The sequence below is a fragment of the Microbulbifer hydrolyticus genome (genome assembly GCF_009931115.1).
Classification (GTDB): Bacteria; Pseudomonadota; Gammaproteobacteria; order Pseudomonadales; family Cellvibrionaceae; genus Microbulbifer; species Microbulbifer hydrolyticus.
The window spans coordinates 1,899,444-1,914,168 of record NZ_CP047491.1 but is presented as its reverse complement, the minus strand read 5'-3'; the positions used below and the strand labels follow the sequence as shown (position 1 = coordinate 1,914,168).

Here is a 14,725-nt window from a genome sequence, read left to right as displayed (position 1 = left end):
CAGCGCCAGAGAGTTTCGAGCAGACGTGCAGAAAGCGATCAATCACAACGACCTGAATATCCGTGGCGCCTACCCTGAAGTAGCGCCGCTGGTACGCCTGCGCCATATTGCCCGCCAGTTGCGACTGTTCAAACCAAGGGTCAATCGCAGCGACCAGGCCGGAAACCTGCTGACCCGCTACCGTGGACGTGGAATGAACTTCGAGGAGGTGCGTTATTACCAGCCAGGTGACGACGTACGCTCCATTGACTGGCGCGTAACCGCGCGAACCGGTAAAACCCACACCAAGCTGTTCCAGGAGGAGCGCGAGCGCCCGGTAGTCATCCTGCTCGACCTCCGCTCACCAATGTTCTTTGGTAGCCAGAACGCCTTCAAGTCGGTTGCCGCCTGCAGTATCGCCTCCGCCCTGTGCTGGGCGGGCCTACAGCACGGCGACCGTATCGGCGCCCTGCTGTTCTCCGATCACGGCGTCGATACCGTGCGCCCGCGCCGCAGCCATCACGCCGTACTCGCCGCTATTCACGGTATGGTAGAAACCGCGGGCGCACTGGATAGCCCCATCGCCAGCGGCGGCAGCCAGCCCCTGAGTGTGTTGCTGGAAGAAGCCCGTCGTATCGCCCGGCCTGGCAGCGCCCTGTTTTTGATCAGCGACTGCCACGATATGGATGAGAGCTGTGAGCAGCCGCTCTACCTGCTTACCCGCCATGCTGATCTGCAGGTATTGCGTATCACCGACCCGCTGGAACAGCAGCTGCCAGAACAAGCGATGACCATCAGTGACGGCAAGCAGCGGACCTTTCTCGGCAAATCCAGCCGGGCACTGCGACAGCAGTTTGCGAACCACCAGTATCAGGTTCGCGAGCAGACCGCTCAGCTTTGCCGGCGACTGCACCTGCCGCTGGTGGACTTTGATAACACCCAACCCGTCGTGCCACTGCTGCTCAGTACTTACGGGGACCGGCAGCCGTCTCCCAACCGGAGTCCTGCGTGATGTACGGGTTTTCAGCCCTTAAGCAGGCCGCTCCCCCGGTTCCGGCGCCGCAGAACAATCCGGCAGCCCCAAACCCGATGACGCCGGAGATGCAAAGCCTGCTGGATCAACTAAAGGATATCCACGAGCCCGCCGCAATCGGCTGGTGGCCCCTGGCTCCCGGCTGGTGGATGCTCGCAGGGCTCGTCCTCACCCTTATATTTGCCGCAGGCTGGTTCGCACTTCGACTACGGGAGAAGCGGCGCCGCAACCTTTATCGGCAGGAAGGTGTGCGCCTGCTGAAAGCGCTGGACTTGAGCGAGCCCCATGCAGTGGAACAGATCAATATCCTGCTGAAACGCATCGCGGTTGTTACCTTTGGCAGAGACACGTGTGCGCCGCTGACCGGGCAGCGCTGGATCGCTTTTCTGGAATCCTCCGTCGAGGACCCCATGCCGGAACCCGCCCGCCGGGCACTGCTGGAGAACCTCTATAGCGGATCCACCGGATCCAGGGCTGACCTCCAGTCTCTGCAGGACTTCGCCACGTATTGGGCGCGCGCCCACCAACGCCCGCAGACCCAAGGAATACCTGAAACGTCACCGCTGGCGGAAAAACCGGAGGTCGATCGTGTTTGAGTTCGGCCTGCCCCTCCTGTTTATGCTGCTGCCATTGCCGTTACTGGCTCGACAGATGTTACCCAAGAGCGAACCGCTCAGCAGTGCGCTCAAGGTGCCCTACTACCGGGAGCTGTCTCACAAAGGTGGCGGCGCGGCAGGCAACCGACTCAACCTGATCCTCCTCTGGTTTATCTGGACCTTGCTGGTAGCGGCTGCGGCACGCCCCCAGTGGTACGGCGAACCAATCTCCCAGACCAGTAGCGCGCGCGACCTGCTGATCGCCGTCGATATCTCCGGCAGTATGGAAACCCCGGATATGATCCTCAATGGCAATCCGGCCATGCGCATCACCGCGGTAAAAAATGTCGTCGGGGATTTTGTGCTGCGGCGCAAAGGCGATCGCCTGGGGCTGGTACTGTTCGGCACCCGGGCCTACCTGCAGGCGCCCCTGACCTTTGATCGCGAGACAGTAGACACGCTGCTTGCGGAAGCGCAGATCGGCTTTGCCGGCCAGGGCACCGCTATTGGCGACGCAATAGGCCTTTCCGTCAAACGCCTTACCCAGCGACCGGCAGATCAACGCGTGCTGATCCTGCTGACGGATGGTGCCAATACGGCGGGCGAAGTTGCACCGCTGAAGGCCGCCGAGCTGGCCAAACAGGCGGGCGTGAAGGTATACACCATCGGCGTGGGCGCGGAGGAAATGGTTCAGCCCGGCCTGCTGGGATCGCGCTTCGGTGCACGTCGTATTAACCCGTCCCGCGACCTGGACAGCAAAACACTGCAAGCCATCGCGGATGAAACCGACGGCCTGTATTTCCGCGCCCACAATCCTCAGGAACTGGCGAACATCTACGCGGAACTCGACCGCCTGGAGCCTGTGGAACAGGAGGCGGAAACCTACCGCCCGCTGAAATCCCTGTATGTCTGGCCACTGTCTACCGCGCTGCTGCTTTCGCTGCTGTGGGCCGCCATTCCCCTAATTACGTCCGGGTCTTCCGCGCTGGTGCACCGCCCCGGCAAAAGTGCGCGCGCAGGGAAAACGAACGGAGGCCAGCCAGTATGAGCTTCCTGGTGGATATTGAGCAGTTCCACTTTCTTCGCCCGGCCATCCTGTGGCTGATCCTGCCAGCTGCGCTTGCATGCTGGGCGCTGGCCCGGATCGTGTTTGCCAGCGGCGGCCTGCAAAAAGTGATCGACCCGGACCTGCTTCCCCATCTGCTGATGCGCGGTGGTGAAAAAAGGCCCTGGCTGTTCACACTGATTTTCGCACTGCTGACAGCGGCCATCGTCGCCCTCGCCGGCCCCACCTGGCGAAAATTGCCCACGCCGGTATATTCGAACCAGGACGCGCTGGTGATACTGCTCGACCTGTCGCCATCCATGATGGCCACCGACCTCTCCCCCAACCGGCTCACCCGTGCGCGCCTGAAAATTCTCGATATCCTCAAACAGCGGAAAGACGGGCTGACCGCACTGGTGGCCTATGCCGGCGAAGCGCATGTCGTAACCCCCCTGACAGACGATACCGCCACCATTGCCAACCTGGTGCCATCCCTGTCTCCGCGCATCATGCCTGTTCCGGGAAGCAACATCGAAATGGCCGTGCAGGCAGGTACACGATTAATTAAAGACGGCGCGAACGGCAAGGGCCGCCTGCTCGCCGTCACCGATGGCATCGCCAAGGCGGCAGTCGACACGGTCAAGAGCGAAGCCATTAACAGCAATACGCCCCTCTCAATCCTCGCTGTCGGCAGCGGTGAGGGCAGCCCCATCCCGAAAAACACCGGCAGCGGTTTTATCACCGATGACAGTGGCTCCATCATCATTGCCAACTTCAACCCTCGGGAACTCACACGACTGGCGCAAAGTACCGGCGGGCAGTTTTCCGCGATCACCGTGGACGACATTGATATTGCCCGGGTACTTCCACAAACCGCCACGCCGGAACAGGCAGAATTGACCGAACGTGAATTTGACCAGTGGCATGAAGAAGGGCCATGGCTGGTGCTGCTCCTCCTGCCATTTGCCCTTTTGCTGTTCCGCAGAGGCACCCTCGCCTCCGCATTACCAATCGCGCTGTCAACGCTCATGCTCGCCAGCCCCCATACCGAGGCCGCGGAAAAGGGCAGCCTGTGGCAGACGCCAAACCAGCAAGGTCGCGACTTACTGGCCGAGGGCGACGCAGAAAGCGCAGCCCAGGTATTCGAGAACTCCCAGTGGCGAGGCACCGCGCAGTATCGAGCCGGCGAGTACGATGCAGCAGCGAAAAGCTTTGCACACAGCAACAGTCCCCAGGGCTTATACAACCTCGGCAACAGCCTCACCCAGGAGGGGCGCTTTGACGACGCCATCAAAGCCTACGATGAAGCCATCCAGCAGAATCCCGAGCTTGCAGACGCCCGACACAATCGCGAGATCGCGAAAAAGCTGAAAGAGTTACAGGAACAACAACAGCAGCAAAGCCAGCAGTCGGACCAGCAACAGCAAAACGACCAACAACAGGATCAGCAGCAAGACCAGCAAAACGCGCAACAGAATCAACAGCAACAGGACCAGAACGGGCAGTCCTCCCAGCAGCAAAACGCCCAGCAGGATTCCCAGAACCAGCAGCAATCGGAACAAGAGTCGCAGGATCAGCAAAGTGAAAGCGAGTCAGACCCGGGGTCCGAAGAGGAACAGGAGCAGCAGGCCCAGAGTCGCCCGCAAGATGATCAGGGCCAGCAGCAAGAGCAAAATGCCAACGCCCAGCCCGGCGACCAGGAAAGTCCTCTCGACCCTGAGACGCAGCAGGCGCTTGATCAGTGGTTGCGTCAGATCCCTGATGACCCCGCAGGCCTGATGCGCGAAAAGTTCAAATACGAAAGTCTGCAACGTCGCCGCGCATACCGCGCGGGCGAATGGCAGCCCCCGGAGAACGGAGCCACCCAGAGATGGTAACCACAGTGGAATCCCGCAAAACCATATCTTTCGCGAGTAGGTACCAGCCAATAGGTGATATCAACACCAGGAGCTTCTTGTCACCTGTGCGCAGGTTTGTACGTCAATGCCTCGTGCTTTTCATGCTCCTTATGGCCTGCAGCACCGCAAATGCTCAGGAGCTCACCTCCACCGTCGACCGCAACGAACTCGCCATCAACGAGACCTTCACCCTCACCCTGCGCTACAGCGGTAGCCAGAGAGGCGGACAACCGGACTTCGACCTCCTCGAACAGGACTTCGAAGTCCTGTCCCGCCAGCAGTCCAACCAGTACCGCGTGATCAACGGCCACGCCGAGAGCTTCGTAGAATGGACCGTGATCCTCGCCCCACTGAAAGAAGGCAGACTCTTTGTCCCTTCCCTGCACTTGCACGGCCAGATCTCCGATGCCATCCCGATCACCGTAAACAAAGCCGGCCAGGCCCCCACAGGGGATAGCCGCAAAGCGTTCCTGGAGATAGAGCTCGACAAAGAAAAGCTCCACGTGCAGGAGCAGCTGCTGGTAAAAGTCCGCCTCTACACCACCGTGGGGCTGCATGACATCGCCACCGATCCCCTTCAGATTGCCGGCGCCCATATCGAGAAAGTGAACGAACAAAGATTTGAACGCCGCATCGACGGCGTCGGCCATGCCGTGTACGAACTGACCTACGCAGTCTTCCCGGAAAGCTCCGGAGAATTACAGATCCCCGCACTGAATTACGTCGCTGTTACCGGCAGAAGAGACCCGTTCTCCCTCTTCAACCGCAATGCCCAGCGCATTCGTCTGCGCTCAGAGCCCAAAACCGTGCAGGTAGAGCCCAAGCCCGACAGCTACAGCGGCAGCAACTGGTTACCGGCGGCCAGCCTCGGACTGGTGCAGAGCTGGAGCAAAGATCCGGACGAATTCAAGGTCGGAGAGCCCATTACCCGGATTATTACCCTACGGGCAGAGGGCCTGCGCGCCGCGCAATTACCGCCCCTACCCAAGCTGAATATTGAAGGGCTGAAGACCTACCCGGACCAGCCGCAACAGGAAGATCAGCCAGGGATGAATGGCATTACCGGTAGCCGGATTGAAACTACCGCGATTGTAGCAACCAAGCCGGGGAGTTATCAGCTGCCTCCAATGACTATTACCTGGTGGGATACGAAAACCGGGCGGCAGCGGGCTACGCAGTTGCCGGCGTTTAGGTTCAATGTCACAGGTGCAGCCGCAGCCAAACCCACCGCTTCAGGTACACCTGGAGCTTCAGATACCCCCACTCCAAGCACCTCTAAGGTTGAACCGGGATTTTGGCAAAAAATTGCAATTGCAGCGATCGCACTGCACCTTGTTTGGGCGCTGCTGTTTTTTCGTAGATATCAAAAGGCCAAAGTGCGAACTCGATCGAGAGAAAGTAAGGTTAAACCGGCAAAATTAGCTGACATTGAGCTGGAAAAAGCAGTGTCATCAGAACCCGAGGTATTACACAATGCTTTGATCCAATGGGCCAACATACACTGGCCGCACACCAGAGGGCAGACGCTATATCAAATAGAGGAATCATTGGAGCTGCCAGTACTTGGAAAGATCCGGGAATCACTAAACAAAGCCATGTTTGGAGTTAACCCGAGACCCATGAATCAGGCCCACGTACACGCTCTAGTACAGGAATTAATCAGGTCGAGCCGGGAAATTCAAGGCACTTCAAGTAAAAAGCGCCTAAAAAACGGACAGCTGCCGAAACTGTTTGATACTTGAGCAATAGCAAGAATACACACAACTTTTACCTGGTTACTTTGTGAATCAACAGTCATTTGCAGATAGCTCAGAAACAAGAAGTGACTGCAGAGAAACCATTAGTCACCAGGATGTTTGGTAGCTTCGCATCCCTTCGTTCCACTGATGATTGGGGCTTACTTCGCATCATTAAAGGCGTCTCCAAGACGAACGAAAGGCACTCGCCAATAGGTATCGAAGGCAAATGAGTAACACCCAGATACACGTCGTTGTTGTCACATACCATCCTGATACGAAGTTACTTGCCAAATCTATCCTGAGCCTCCGTCACCAGGTCCAATCGATAACAGTTGTCGATAACAATTCAGAAAATTTTGATAGCCTGCGCTCTCTGATTAAAAATTACCCGGAGTGCGACCTGGTTTCCCTACCCGAAAATCGAGGCCTGGGGGCGGCACAAAATACAGGAATTAAAAAGGCCGTCGATCAAGGTGCAGATCAAATACTTCTACTCGACCAAGACAGCGTCATGGAAGGCGATTCCGTAACCATTCTATCCCGCTCCCTATTCCGCCTTAACCTTCAGCAAAAAACAGCTGCGGTTGGACCTCAATACAAAATAGATGGAAATTCTGTCGCCTCACCATTTGTAAGAACTTCCTGGTTCTATCTCGGCAGAGTTCCATTAACAGAACTTCAAAATAGTACGTTCGTAGAAACTGAATTTTTAATTTCTTCAGGCACTCTCATTGATGCAGATGCATTTCGGAAAATTGGGCCAATGGATGAAGAACTGTTTATAGATCATGTTGATACTGAGTGGTGCCTTCGAGCCCGCTCACGTAATTACAGGTTATACGGAGTACGCGATGCCCATATGTCCCATAGACTGGGCGAACAGACATATCGAATTTGGCTGGGTCGCTGGAGACTATTACCGAAACACAAACCATTTCGCTATTACTTCATGTTCCGCAACAGCCTCCTGCTCGCACGCAAGCCGCACGTCCCACTCAAGTGGTTCAGTGCCGAACTTACGAAGCTGTTGATTTTGGCGTCTTTGTGTATTTTTGCGCCAGGGCAAAGATGGCAATCTTTGAGGCTTGCGGCTCAGGGGATTAAAGATGGAGCTCTTGGACGATGCCCAGTAAAAAACTCTCGCTGAGTCAAGAATCAGAGGTGCGCAGTAATTTTCGGGCAAGCCAATCTTGACCCCTAAATGAATGTCAAGAACTAAACTCTTTATTTTCACGTTTGAGCCTGAGGTGTTGCAAATTCACCCCAAATTGGCAAAATATCTGACAATACCCAACAAAAAATGTCGGCAAATTCATCCTGACGCACACAGCCCCTGCCAGAGTCATTTTTTTAACATGAGGGTCCATACTTAGTGCCCAATAAATTCGTATTGGGTCAAATTAGTTTTATAGCCCGTGTACCAGAAGTAAAGCATCACACGAGACTTCAATGATCAAGACCCTTCACACAGCGTTCGCGGATGTCCGAGCCGCAATAAAACTAAAAAATGTCTGGGTTGCACTCGCAAGTGAAGATATTAGCGATCAACATAAACGCACGTCACTTGGCCCCCTCTGGCTACTGCTGAATTATCTTGCTTTCGCATTTACATTTATCGTTATATTTGAGCGAGGACAAGGGATTCCAAATTTTCAATCCTATGTTTCTCTAGGGCTTCTAGTTTGGTTCTTTGTCAGCGAGATTATCAGTTTGAGCGTAACCCTATTTGCCAGGGAAGAAGGTTTTCTTAAGGGGACCACACTGCCCCTTTCAACCTATGCCTTCAGGTTGATGATGCAATCTACTATCAGACTTGGTTTTACCACAGTGGGCTGTGTTGCCATCCTTGCGATAACCGGAGCCAGCCTTTCAATTGGATGGCTCTACTCAGCGGTAGGCATAGCGCTTCTGCTCTTAATAGCGCCAGCCATAATTATCTGCATGGCCTTCCTCGGAGCTTTTTTTCCCGATTCACAATTTATTGTTAGCAACGCAATGCGGATTGGAATGTTTCTGACGCCCATTTTTTGGCACCCTGCAAACAGCGGCGGTCTCAGGCAGACTCTATATGATCTAAACCCTTTCACTTACGCGCTCGAAATCGTGCGTCAACCGATAATTACCGGTGAGTTTCAGCTCTTTCCATTTACATTCTGCGCTTCAGTTGGCCTAGTACTCTGGTTATTTGCTCTCCTGCTTTTAGGGGCGCTGCGAAAAAAGGTCATTCACGTTCTCTGATGATTTCAATTAAAGCTAAAAACATTGGACTTACCTACAACATTCGCCAGAAGATTAGTCTTGCCCCCAATTACCGCAAACCTTCTCCAACTGGCGGTAAGATTTCGGCAACTGGACGAAAACGAATGGTGAAAGCTCTGGAAGGAGTAAATTTTGAGCTCAATTCCGGAGACAGACTTGGTTTAATAGGCAGCAATGGCGCCGGGAAAACCACCCTCCTTAAAGTGTTATACGGCATCTATGAGCCCAGTGAGGGAGAGCTTTCAGTATCAGGCAAAGTAGATGCGCTTTTTAATATCAACCTTGGGTTTAGACAAGAGGCAACGGGAAGGCGCAATATTTTCCTGCGAGGACTGATCAACGGTTGGAGTCCCAAAGAAATTGAATCCCGGATGGATGAGATCATCGATTTCAGCGAGCTGGGTGGCTTTATTGACTTACCATTTAAGTCATACAGCCAAGGCATGGCTGCTAGACTGGCATTTTCCGTCGCCACCTGCCTTGAGCCAGAAATCCTCCTGATGGACGAATGGATCGGTGCCGGAGATCCAGCCTTTCAACAAAAGGCTAAAGATAGAATGAGCGATCTTGCGGAAAAGGCCGGAATAATTGTTCTGGCATCTCATAACCACAAGTTACTTAAAACCGTTTGCAACAAAGTCATCTGCCTGGAGGAAGGAAAAGTTGTAGCAACCGGAACTGCTGAAGAATTACTTGACTAATTTAACTTTCGCACAGGCACACTAGGAATCCCCATGATACGAAAAGTATTACAGCGCGGATGGCAGTACTATAAGCTTTATGGGGCGCACCGCTTTTTGTGGGCAATTTCCTTTAAACTTAGACAAAAAGCAAAGCAACTCACCGACCGACACCTGAAATTTGGCAGCTTCCTCGCGGGCGCCGGCTACCATAAAGCATTCACCTTGTTCCCCGCACAGGAGCGCGTTGAAAAGCCCAGCCGCCCGCCGAAAAAACTTTTCCGGACGCCGCTTGTAGTACTAATTGCTGACTTAAACCTACCTCAATGCAGGAAATATCGTGTAGTACAAAAGATGGAGGCTCTGGAACAAATGGGTGTGCATGCAAACTATGCACACTGGGAAGATGTTCCGCGCTCAATGAATATGCTTCAAATGGCGACATTTGTAATTTTTTATCGAGTACAGGATGGAGCTCTATTAGACTCTTACTTGAGGGAATGCGACAGGCTATCAATTCCTACCGCATACGATATTGACGATCCCATATTTTCAAAAAGGATTTACCAGGAAAATAGGAACCTCGATTATCTATCCTCCCACGAAAAGGACGTACTACTCGAGTCCACTGAACTTTACAGAAAAGCCCTAGTGAAGTGCGACGTAGCAATTCTAAGCACACCAAAGCTCGCCGAAGAAGTAAGGACTCTATCCACTAAGCAGGCTGTTATCTGGCGAAATGCGATAGACCAGGAAACCATTGCCGCAGCACGACAAGGTCTGGAGCGCGCAAATACCGAGGGTTCTCATATACCGAATGGTAAAATATCGATCGTATATGCTTCCGGGTCAAGAGCGCATGAAGCAGACTTCCGTACTGTAGAAAGCACTCTGTTTAAAGTTCTCAAGGAGCACCCTGAAGCACACCTATCAATTATTGGACACTTGATACTGCCCGACTCTTTCGGGGAGCTTGAGGACAGAATAACCGAAACCGGTTTTAGCGATTACAGCCAATATATCAAAACTCTGGCACGTGCAGATATTAATATTGTACCACTAGTGATCGACGACTTTAATGACTGTAAAAGTGCAATTCGCTTTATGGAGGCCTCCTTGGCCGGCATCCCTACAGTAGCGTCATCGGTTGGCGACTTCTGCAACGTTATCAAAGACGGGGAAAATGGCTATCTAGCAACGGATAGTGATGAGTGGTACCGAAAAATCAAACTCTTACTGAATAGCTCTGACCTTAGGGAAAAATTGGGGAAAAACGCACAACAGTCAGTCAGCGAGACACTTGGAACCCGGGAAATTACCGGCAGCCTCCCAGAAGCAATCAAGGATATGATATATGGACGCCGTTGCTAAAAAAAAACGGGTACTGATCGGAAATATATTTTTCTCTCCTACCTCATTTGGAGGGGCAACTGTCGTTGCAGAAAACATGGCGCTGGAGCTTAAGAACACCCATGACTGGGACGTCGTTGTGGTAGCAAACGTAGATGACCCCGCACTTCCATATTATTCGATGCGCCGTTACTCGACCCTCGGCATTGATGTAATCGGAGTCAAGATTCCTGAGCACAGAATTAACGCAGCAGATAGCTGGCACAATGAGCGTTTCGACGAAATTTTCGGACAGATACTCGATAGGGTAAAGCCAGACGTCGTACACATGCATTGCGTACAGAATATGGGTGCCACTTGTCTCGAAGAAGTCAAATCGAGAAAAATCCCGCTCGTCACAACCGTCCATGATTGCTGGTGGCTGTGTGAACGGCAATTTATGATCAACAGTATGGGGCGCTATTGCCATCAGGAAACCATAAACCCTGATGTATGCCGCCATTGCGTTGATGACTTGGCGATAACACGTCGCCGAACCAAAATATTGCATAGCGCACTGAAATCATCAGACCTACTGCTTTTCCCCAGCAACTTCCATCGAAACTTGCACCTACTAAACGGCTTTCCCGCTGAGAAATGTCTGGTAAATAAAAATGGTGTAAAACCTCCGAAAACTGACTTCAATCGAAGTAAAAGACCAGAATACACCGGTGTGCGATTTGGCTTCGTTGGAGGCCCAGGTCCAATAAAAGGCGCGATGCTTATACACAAAGCTTTCAACGAAATAGAAGCTAGCAACTATGAGCTAAAGGTCGTCGATGCAGGTGCAGCCAGAAATGAAACCTGGAAGCATGATCCGACTTGGAAAATTCCGGGGAAAGTTACTTTTGTCCCTCCATACACACAAGAAAGCATGGATGAGTTTTTCTCCGAAATTGATGTTCTATTGTTCCCATCCCAGTGGAAGGAAAGCTTTGGCCTAACAGTGCGTGAAGCGATGATTCGCGGTGTCTGGGTAATTGCGAGTGATGCAGGCGGCCTATCTGAGGACTGCATTGATGGCGTCAACGCTACGGTAATACCCCTGTCCTCAGACCATTCGTACCTGAAAAAAGCCATAACCAATATTCTGGATTACGAACTTCCAATAGTTCGAGAGACCAGGCATATTTCATTGATCCAAGATCAGGGCGATCAATTAAACCAAACCCTGATGAAACTACTAGACACAAAAGTAAGCAAAAGAATTGAGGTCCCGGAATGCCAGTAAGTAAGCTGTTTTTATCTGTAGGAGCGATGAAAGCAGGAACCACGTTTTTGTACAATGTATTTCAAAAACATCCCGATCTGTATTTCACACCGGAAAAGGAGCTCCACTATTTCGCCCATACCAATGGACTTTCGAGAAAGTTACAAAAACCGTTATCCCCCACCCTTTTCAATACAATCTCTAGTAACCTCACTAGAAAACATACAATTCTGTCGACCGATTTTCGACGCCATCGCCTATCCATGGTAATGCACAATCGATACGCAAAATTAAAGGATCCGGAGGAGTTAAGAGATATCGTAAGATGGTATTCAGATAAATATTTAACTTCACCAGTAAACGACGCATGGTTCGAAAGTGTATTTGCGGACGTAGGCGATCGGTACGCGTGTGACTTCAGCAATTATCATGCCCTGCTCTCACCACGAGGTTGGGATCACGTAAAAAGACTAGCCCCGAAACTCCGGGTTATTTATGTATTACGCCACCCCGTCGCTCGACTATGGTCCCACATTAAGTTTGACCTGATTCATTCCGGGCGAAAACACGAGCTAGAGAACTTTAGCCTTAAAGACCTTGAGGCTAAGCTCACTGAAACTGGTATATCCTCTCATAGTCGCTACGGAGATATAGCTCAGCAATTAAAAGGAAATCTTTCTTCAAATGAACTAAAAATAATTCCTTTTGAAAGCTTCATCGAAAACTTTGAAAGTTCGGTACGAGAAATTGAAGAATTCTTGGAGATCAAGCAGCACACTTACACTCACGTGAATACACACAAGAAATCAAACCCGTCTATCGACCTTACATTACCGCCGGCCTTATACGAACGTTTGAGGGAGGCAGTTCGCCCAGAGCTAAAAAAACTCGAGCAACTTGGCATACAAATTCCAGAAAGCTATAAAGCCTGAATAGAAGTCCGTTAACTCTATTCACTAGAAAGTTATGATTGGAGACACTAACTCAAGTGACTAAAACCGATCCACTAGTTTACTTGTGATCAGTATTTCCACCTTTTATTATAAATAGTCCCATTGTCCGACGCGGTTTGAAAAAAAAGCACCGAACATAGACTTACAATCTATGTGGTGCTCTATTTTTAGAAAAATCTATTAATTTACGCGTTCAATTTGTAGCTATCAATCCACTTTTTAACGCTGAATCTTGCGTTAAAAAGGCATCGCTCCAGCCTATGCTGCATCAAGCGAAGCTTGAGCCCCCATTCATGAAGAGCTCGCCACTTGAATTTTTCTGAATTTGGCACGCATAGGTAATTGGTAACCTTTTTATAGTGATTATCAACCCAAACTACATGGTAACCGTTAGCAACAAGCCAAGACTTAAATCTTTCATCGTTAGATTTATCAACCTCTACGAACAAAGTCGGTCGCGAGTTAGCTACTGTTCTCTCCAGCCCCGACAAAACCAGAATTTCATGACCCTCTACATCTATTTTTATAAAACCTACTTTATCACCCTCAACAAGAGAATCTCCGCGCATTAAACTTATATGAGAAAAATTTTTCCTGCGCTTTTCAGGAATCTCGTTCAGATTTACTGTCGGAATCACGCGAGAGCCGCCCAGGTTATTATCCCCACCTCGCCAACTCATTGCGCCGGCCTCCTTATCTGAAAGGCCTATACCAATCCCACTTCGGTCAACATTAGAACAACCGTTAGCATCCAAGTTTTTCTCGAGAATTCTAATCGCATCTGGATTTGGCTCAAATACCATAACCTTTGACGATGGGAAAAATCTGGAAAAATAGACCGCATGATTACCCACATTCGTGCCGACATCCAGAATCAAGTCACCGTCACTGATATAGCGTGCCATCTTCAACAGCTCAACATGGTCAAAAAGCGTCCCTTTTAGATGTTGCTTTTGAATCGCATCATCTGGATTTCCAACAAAAAAGGTTAGCTTTTTCCCTAGGAAAAAAAATTGAGATCTCATCATGACGGTGTCTCATTTTTATTATATGTAAGGTTTTTGAACCGATTTTAACCGAACTAAAATCTTATACTGCCTCTCCTGAAGGGCATCAATCAAGCACAGCTTGCGATAAGGCTATGCTCGAAAACACGGAAATCTGCTCATTCCTACTTTCCTTAGAAAACCCTGGATCAGGTAAAGCTTCTGAACTTAAGATCTCAGCTAATTTTTTAATCTCTTTCTCATAAAGGTCTCCCCGGGTTGAAAACTTTTCTAAAATACACCCTTTAACATACCAGTCATCAACACCACTCAGCTCAGATAGAACCCTTTCAAACCCAAGTGCGGTAAGAAATTCATATATTTCCTCCCTTTTTTCACCCCACTCAACGCAAATACTCAGAGCTTTATTAAAAACATTGGGAAAATTGCGAATTATATCCCACTCGCCACCTTCAACATCTATCGAAAAAAATCCGATAACAGGTGGATCACCGGCCCGAAGCATAAGCTCATCCAATGAGATAACCTGTACCTGTACCTTACTTACCGGAATATCTTCTATAACATCAAGTGTAGCGCGAGCCCGTTTTCCCATAGGGATATGAAGTGTCGATAACCGAGGAGTAACATCAACTGCGACCATTTCAATTTGACAATTGCGATGGCTCAAAAGGTCTTGACTAAATGCAGGATTAGGCTCGGCAAGGATACCCCTCCAACCCACCCTCTCGAGTAAGTATGTATTGTTCCGGTTATAAGGATGCATTCCACCGAAATCTACGAAATAGCATTCTCTCGTGGCCAACCCGACTACAAGGGCGAATATATCCTGGAATCGCTCTCCATAACTAAACGTTCCAAGCTCGTTATAGGCTACACCTAAACTTTGAAGAAAATTATCTGCACAGCTCTTGATCGCACACTTATCCATGATTTC

Annotated in this window: 13 protein-coding genes; 11 read left to right on the top strand and 2 right to left on the bottom strand. The window is 50.7% G+C overall.

The window, feature by feature from the left end; all coding sequences use genetic code 11:
- Positions 1-25: 25 nt before the first annotated feature.
- The 11 genes from GTQ55_RS08085 to GTQ55_RS08035 all read left to right on the top strand — a co-directional run bounded on the left by GTQ55_RS08085 (position 26) and on the right by GTQ55_RS08035 (position 12,760).
- Positions 26-991, top strand: coding sequence for a DUF58 domain-containing protein (locus tag GTQ55_RS08085; protein WP_161858271.1), 966 nt, complete (start codon positions 26-28; stop codon positions 989-991).
- Positions 991-1,608 carry a DUF4381 domain-containing protein gene (locus GTQ55_RS08080; protein ID WP_161858270.1) on the top strand — a complete coding sequence of 206 codons (618 nt, stop codon included), beginning with the start codon at positions 991-993 and terminating at the stop codon, positions 1,606-1,608. Before GTQ55_RS08085 ends, GTQ55_RS08080 begins: the two co-directional genes overlap by 1 nt.
- A complete protein-coding gene (locus tag GTQ55_RS08075; protein WP_237567885.1) occupies positions 1,601-2,656 on the top strand; it encodes a vWA domain-containing protein in 1,056 nt (351 codons plus the stop codon). The genes GTQ55_RS08080 and GTQ55_RS08075 overlap by 8 nt, the downstream gene beginning before the upstream one ends.
- Complete coding sequence (locus tag GTQ55_RS08070; protein ID WP_161858269.1) at positions 2,653-4,530, top strand: VWA domain-containing protein; 1,878 nt, start codon at positions 2,653-2,655, stop codon at positions 4,528-4,530. Before GTQ55_RS08075 ends, GTQ55_RS08070 begins: the two co-directional genes overlap by 4 nt.
- Before the next feature lie 122 nt (positions 4,531-4,652).
- Positions 4,653-6,293, top strand: coding sequence for a BatD family protein (locus GTQ55_RS08065; RefSeq protein WP_237567918.1), 1,641 nt, complete (start codon positions 4,653-4,655; stop codon positions 6,291-6,293).
- 223 nt (positions 6,294-6,516) lie between these two features.
- Complete coding sequence (locus GTQ55_RS08060; RefSeq protein WP_161858267.1) at positions 6,517-7,437, top strand: glycosyltransferase family 2 protein; 921 nt, start codon at positions 6,517-6,519, stop codon at positions 7,435-7,437.
- Positions 7,438-7,739: 302 nt separating this feature from the next.
- Positions 7,740-8,528, top strand: a complete 789-nt coding sequence (locus tag GTQ55_RS08055) for an ABC transporter permease (protein WP_161858266.1) — start codon at positions 7,740-7,742, stop codon at positions 8,526-8,528.
- Entirely contained in the window at positions 8,528-9,250 is a 723-nt protein-coding gene (locus GTQ55_RS08050) for an ABC transporter ATP-binding protein (protein WP_161858265.1), read from the top strand. Before GTQ55_RS08055 ends, GTQ55_RS08050 begins: the two co-directional genes overlap by 1 nt.
- A 33-nt stretch (positions 9,251-9,283) precedes the next feature.
- On the top strand, positions 9,284-10,600 hold the full coding sequence (locus tag GTQ55_RS08045; protein ID WP_161858264.1) for a glycosyltransferase: 1,317 nt from the start codon (positions 9,284-9,286) through the stop codon (positions 10,598-10,600).
- The gene (locus tag GTQ55_RS08040; RefSeq protein WP_161858263.1) at positions 10,584-11,849 is read left to right on the top strand and encodes a glycosyltransferase family 4 protein; all 1,266 of its coding nucleotides are present in this window, start codon (positions 10,584-10,586) and stop codon (positions 11,847-11,849) included. The genes GTQ55_RS08045 and GTQ55_RS08040 overlap by 17 nt, the downstream gene beginning before the upstream one ends.
- Positions 11,840-12,760 (top strand): sulfotransferase, encoded by a 921-nt coding sequence (locus GTQ55_RS08035; RefSeq protein ID WP_161858262.1) that lies wholly within the window; start codon positions 11,840-11,842, stop codon positions 12,758-12,760. Before GTQ55_RS08040 ends, GTQ55_RS08035 begins: the two co-directional genes overlap by 10 nt.
- Positions 12,761-12,966: 206 nt before the next feature.
- Here GTQ55_RS08035 and GTQ55_RS08030 read toward each other — a convergent pair whose 3' ends face one another.
- Complete coding sequence (locus GTQ55_RS08030; RefSeq protein ID WP_161858261.1) at positions 12,967-13,809, bottom strand: FkbM family methyltransferase; 843 nt, start codon at positions 13,807-13,809, stop codon at positions 12,967-12,969.
- Positions 13,810-13,894: 85 nt separating this feature from the next.
- Positions 13,895-14,719: an FkbM family methyltransferase gene (locus GTQ55_RS08025; RefSeq protein WP_161858260.1), complete on the bottom strand. Its 825-nt coding sequence runs from the start codon at positions 14,717-14,719 to the stop codon at positions 13,895-13,897.
- Positions 14,720-14,725 lie beyond the last annotated feature (6 nt).

Coding starts and splice junctions, on each gene's coding strand:
- GTQ55_RS08080 (WP_161858270.1), top strand. CDS start 991: ATGTACGGGTTTTCAGCCCTTAAGCAGGCCGCTCCCCCGGTTCCGGCG.
- GTQ55_RS08025 (WP_161858260.1), bottom strand. CDS start 14,719: ATGGATAAGTGTGCGATCAAGAGCTGTGCAGATAATTTTCTTCAAAGT.
- GTQ55_RS08060 (WP_161858267.1), top strand. CDS start 6,517: ATGAGTAACACCCAGATACACGTCGTTGTTGTCACATACCATCCTGAT.
- GTQ55_RS08030 (WP_161858261.1), bottom strand. CDS start 13,809: ATGATGAGATCTCAATTTTTTTTCCTAGGGAAAAAGCTAACCTTTTTT.
- GTQ55_RS08045 (WP_161858264.1), top strand. CDS start 9,284: ATGATACGAAAAGTATTACAGCGCGGATGGCAGTACTATAAGCTTTAT.
- GTQ55_RS08065 (WP_237567918.1), top strand. CDS start 4,653: ATGCTCCTTATGGCCTGCAGCACCGCAAATGCTCAGGAGCTCACCTCC.
- GTQ55_RS08055 (WP_161858266.1), top strand. CDS start 7,740: ATGATCAAGACCCTTCACACAGCGTTCGCGGATGTCCGAGCCGCAATA.
- GTQ55_RS08035 (WP_161858262.1), top strand. CDS start 11,840: ATGCCAGTAAGTAAGCTGTTTTTATCTGTAGGAGCGATGAAAGCAGGA.
- GTQ55_RS08070 (WP_161858269.1), top strand. CDS start 2,653: ATGAGCTTCCTGGTGGATATTGAGCAGTTCCACTTTCTTCGCCCGGCC.
- GTQ55_RS08050 (WP_161858265.1), top strand. CDS start 8,528: ATGATTTCAATTAAAGCTAAAAACATTGGACTTACCTACAACATTCGC.
- GTQ55_RS08040 (WP_161858263.1), top strand. CDS start 10,584: ATGGACGCCGTTGCTAAAAAAAAACGGGTACTGATCGGAAATATATTT.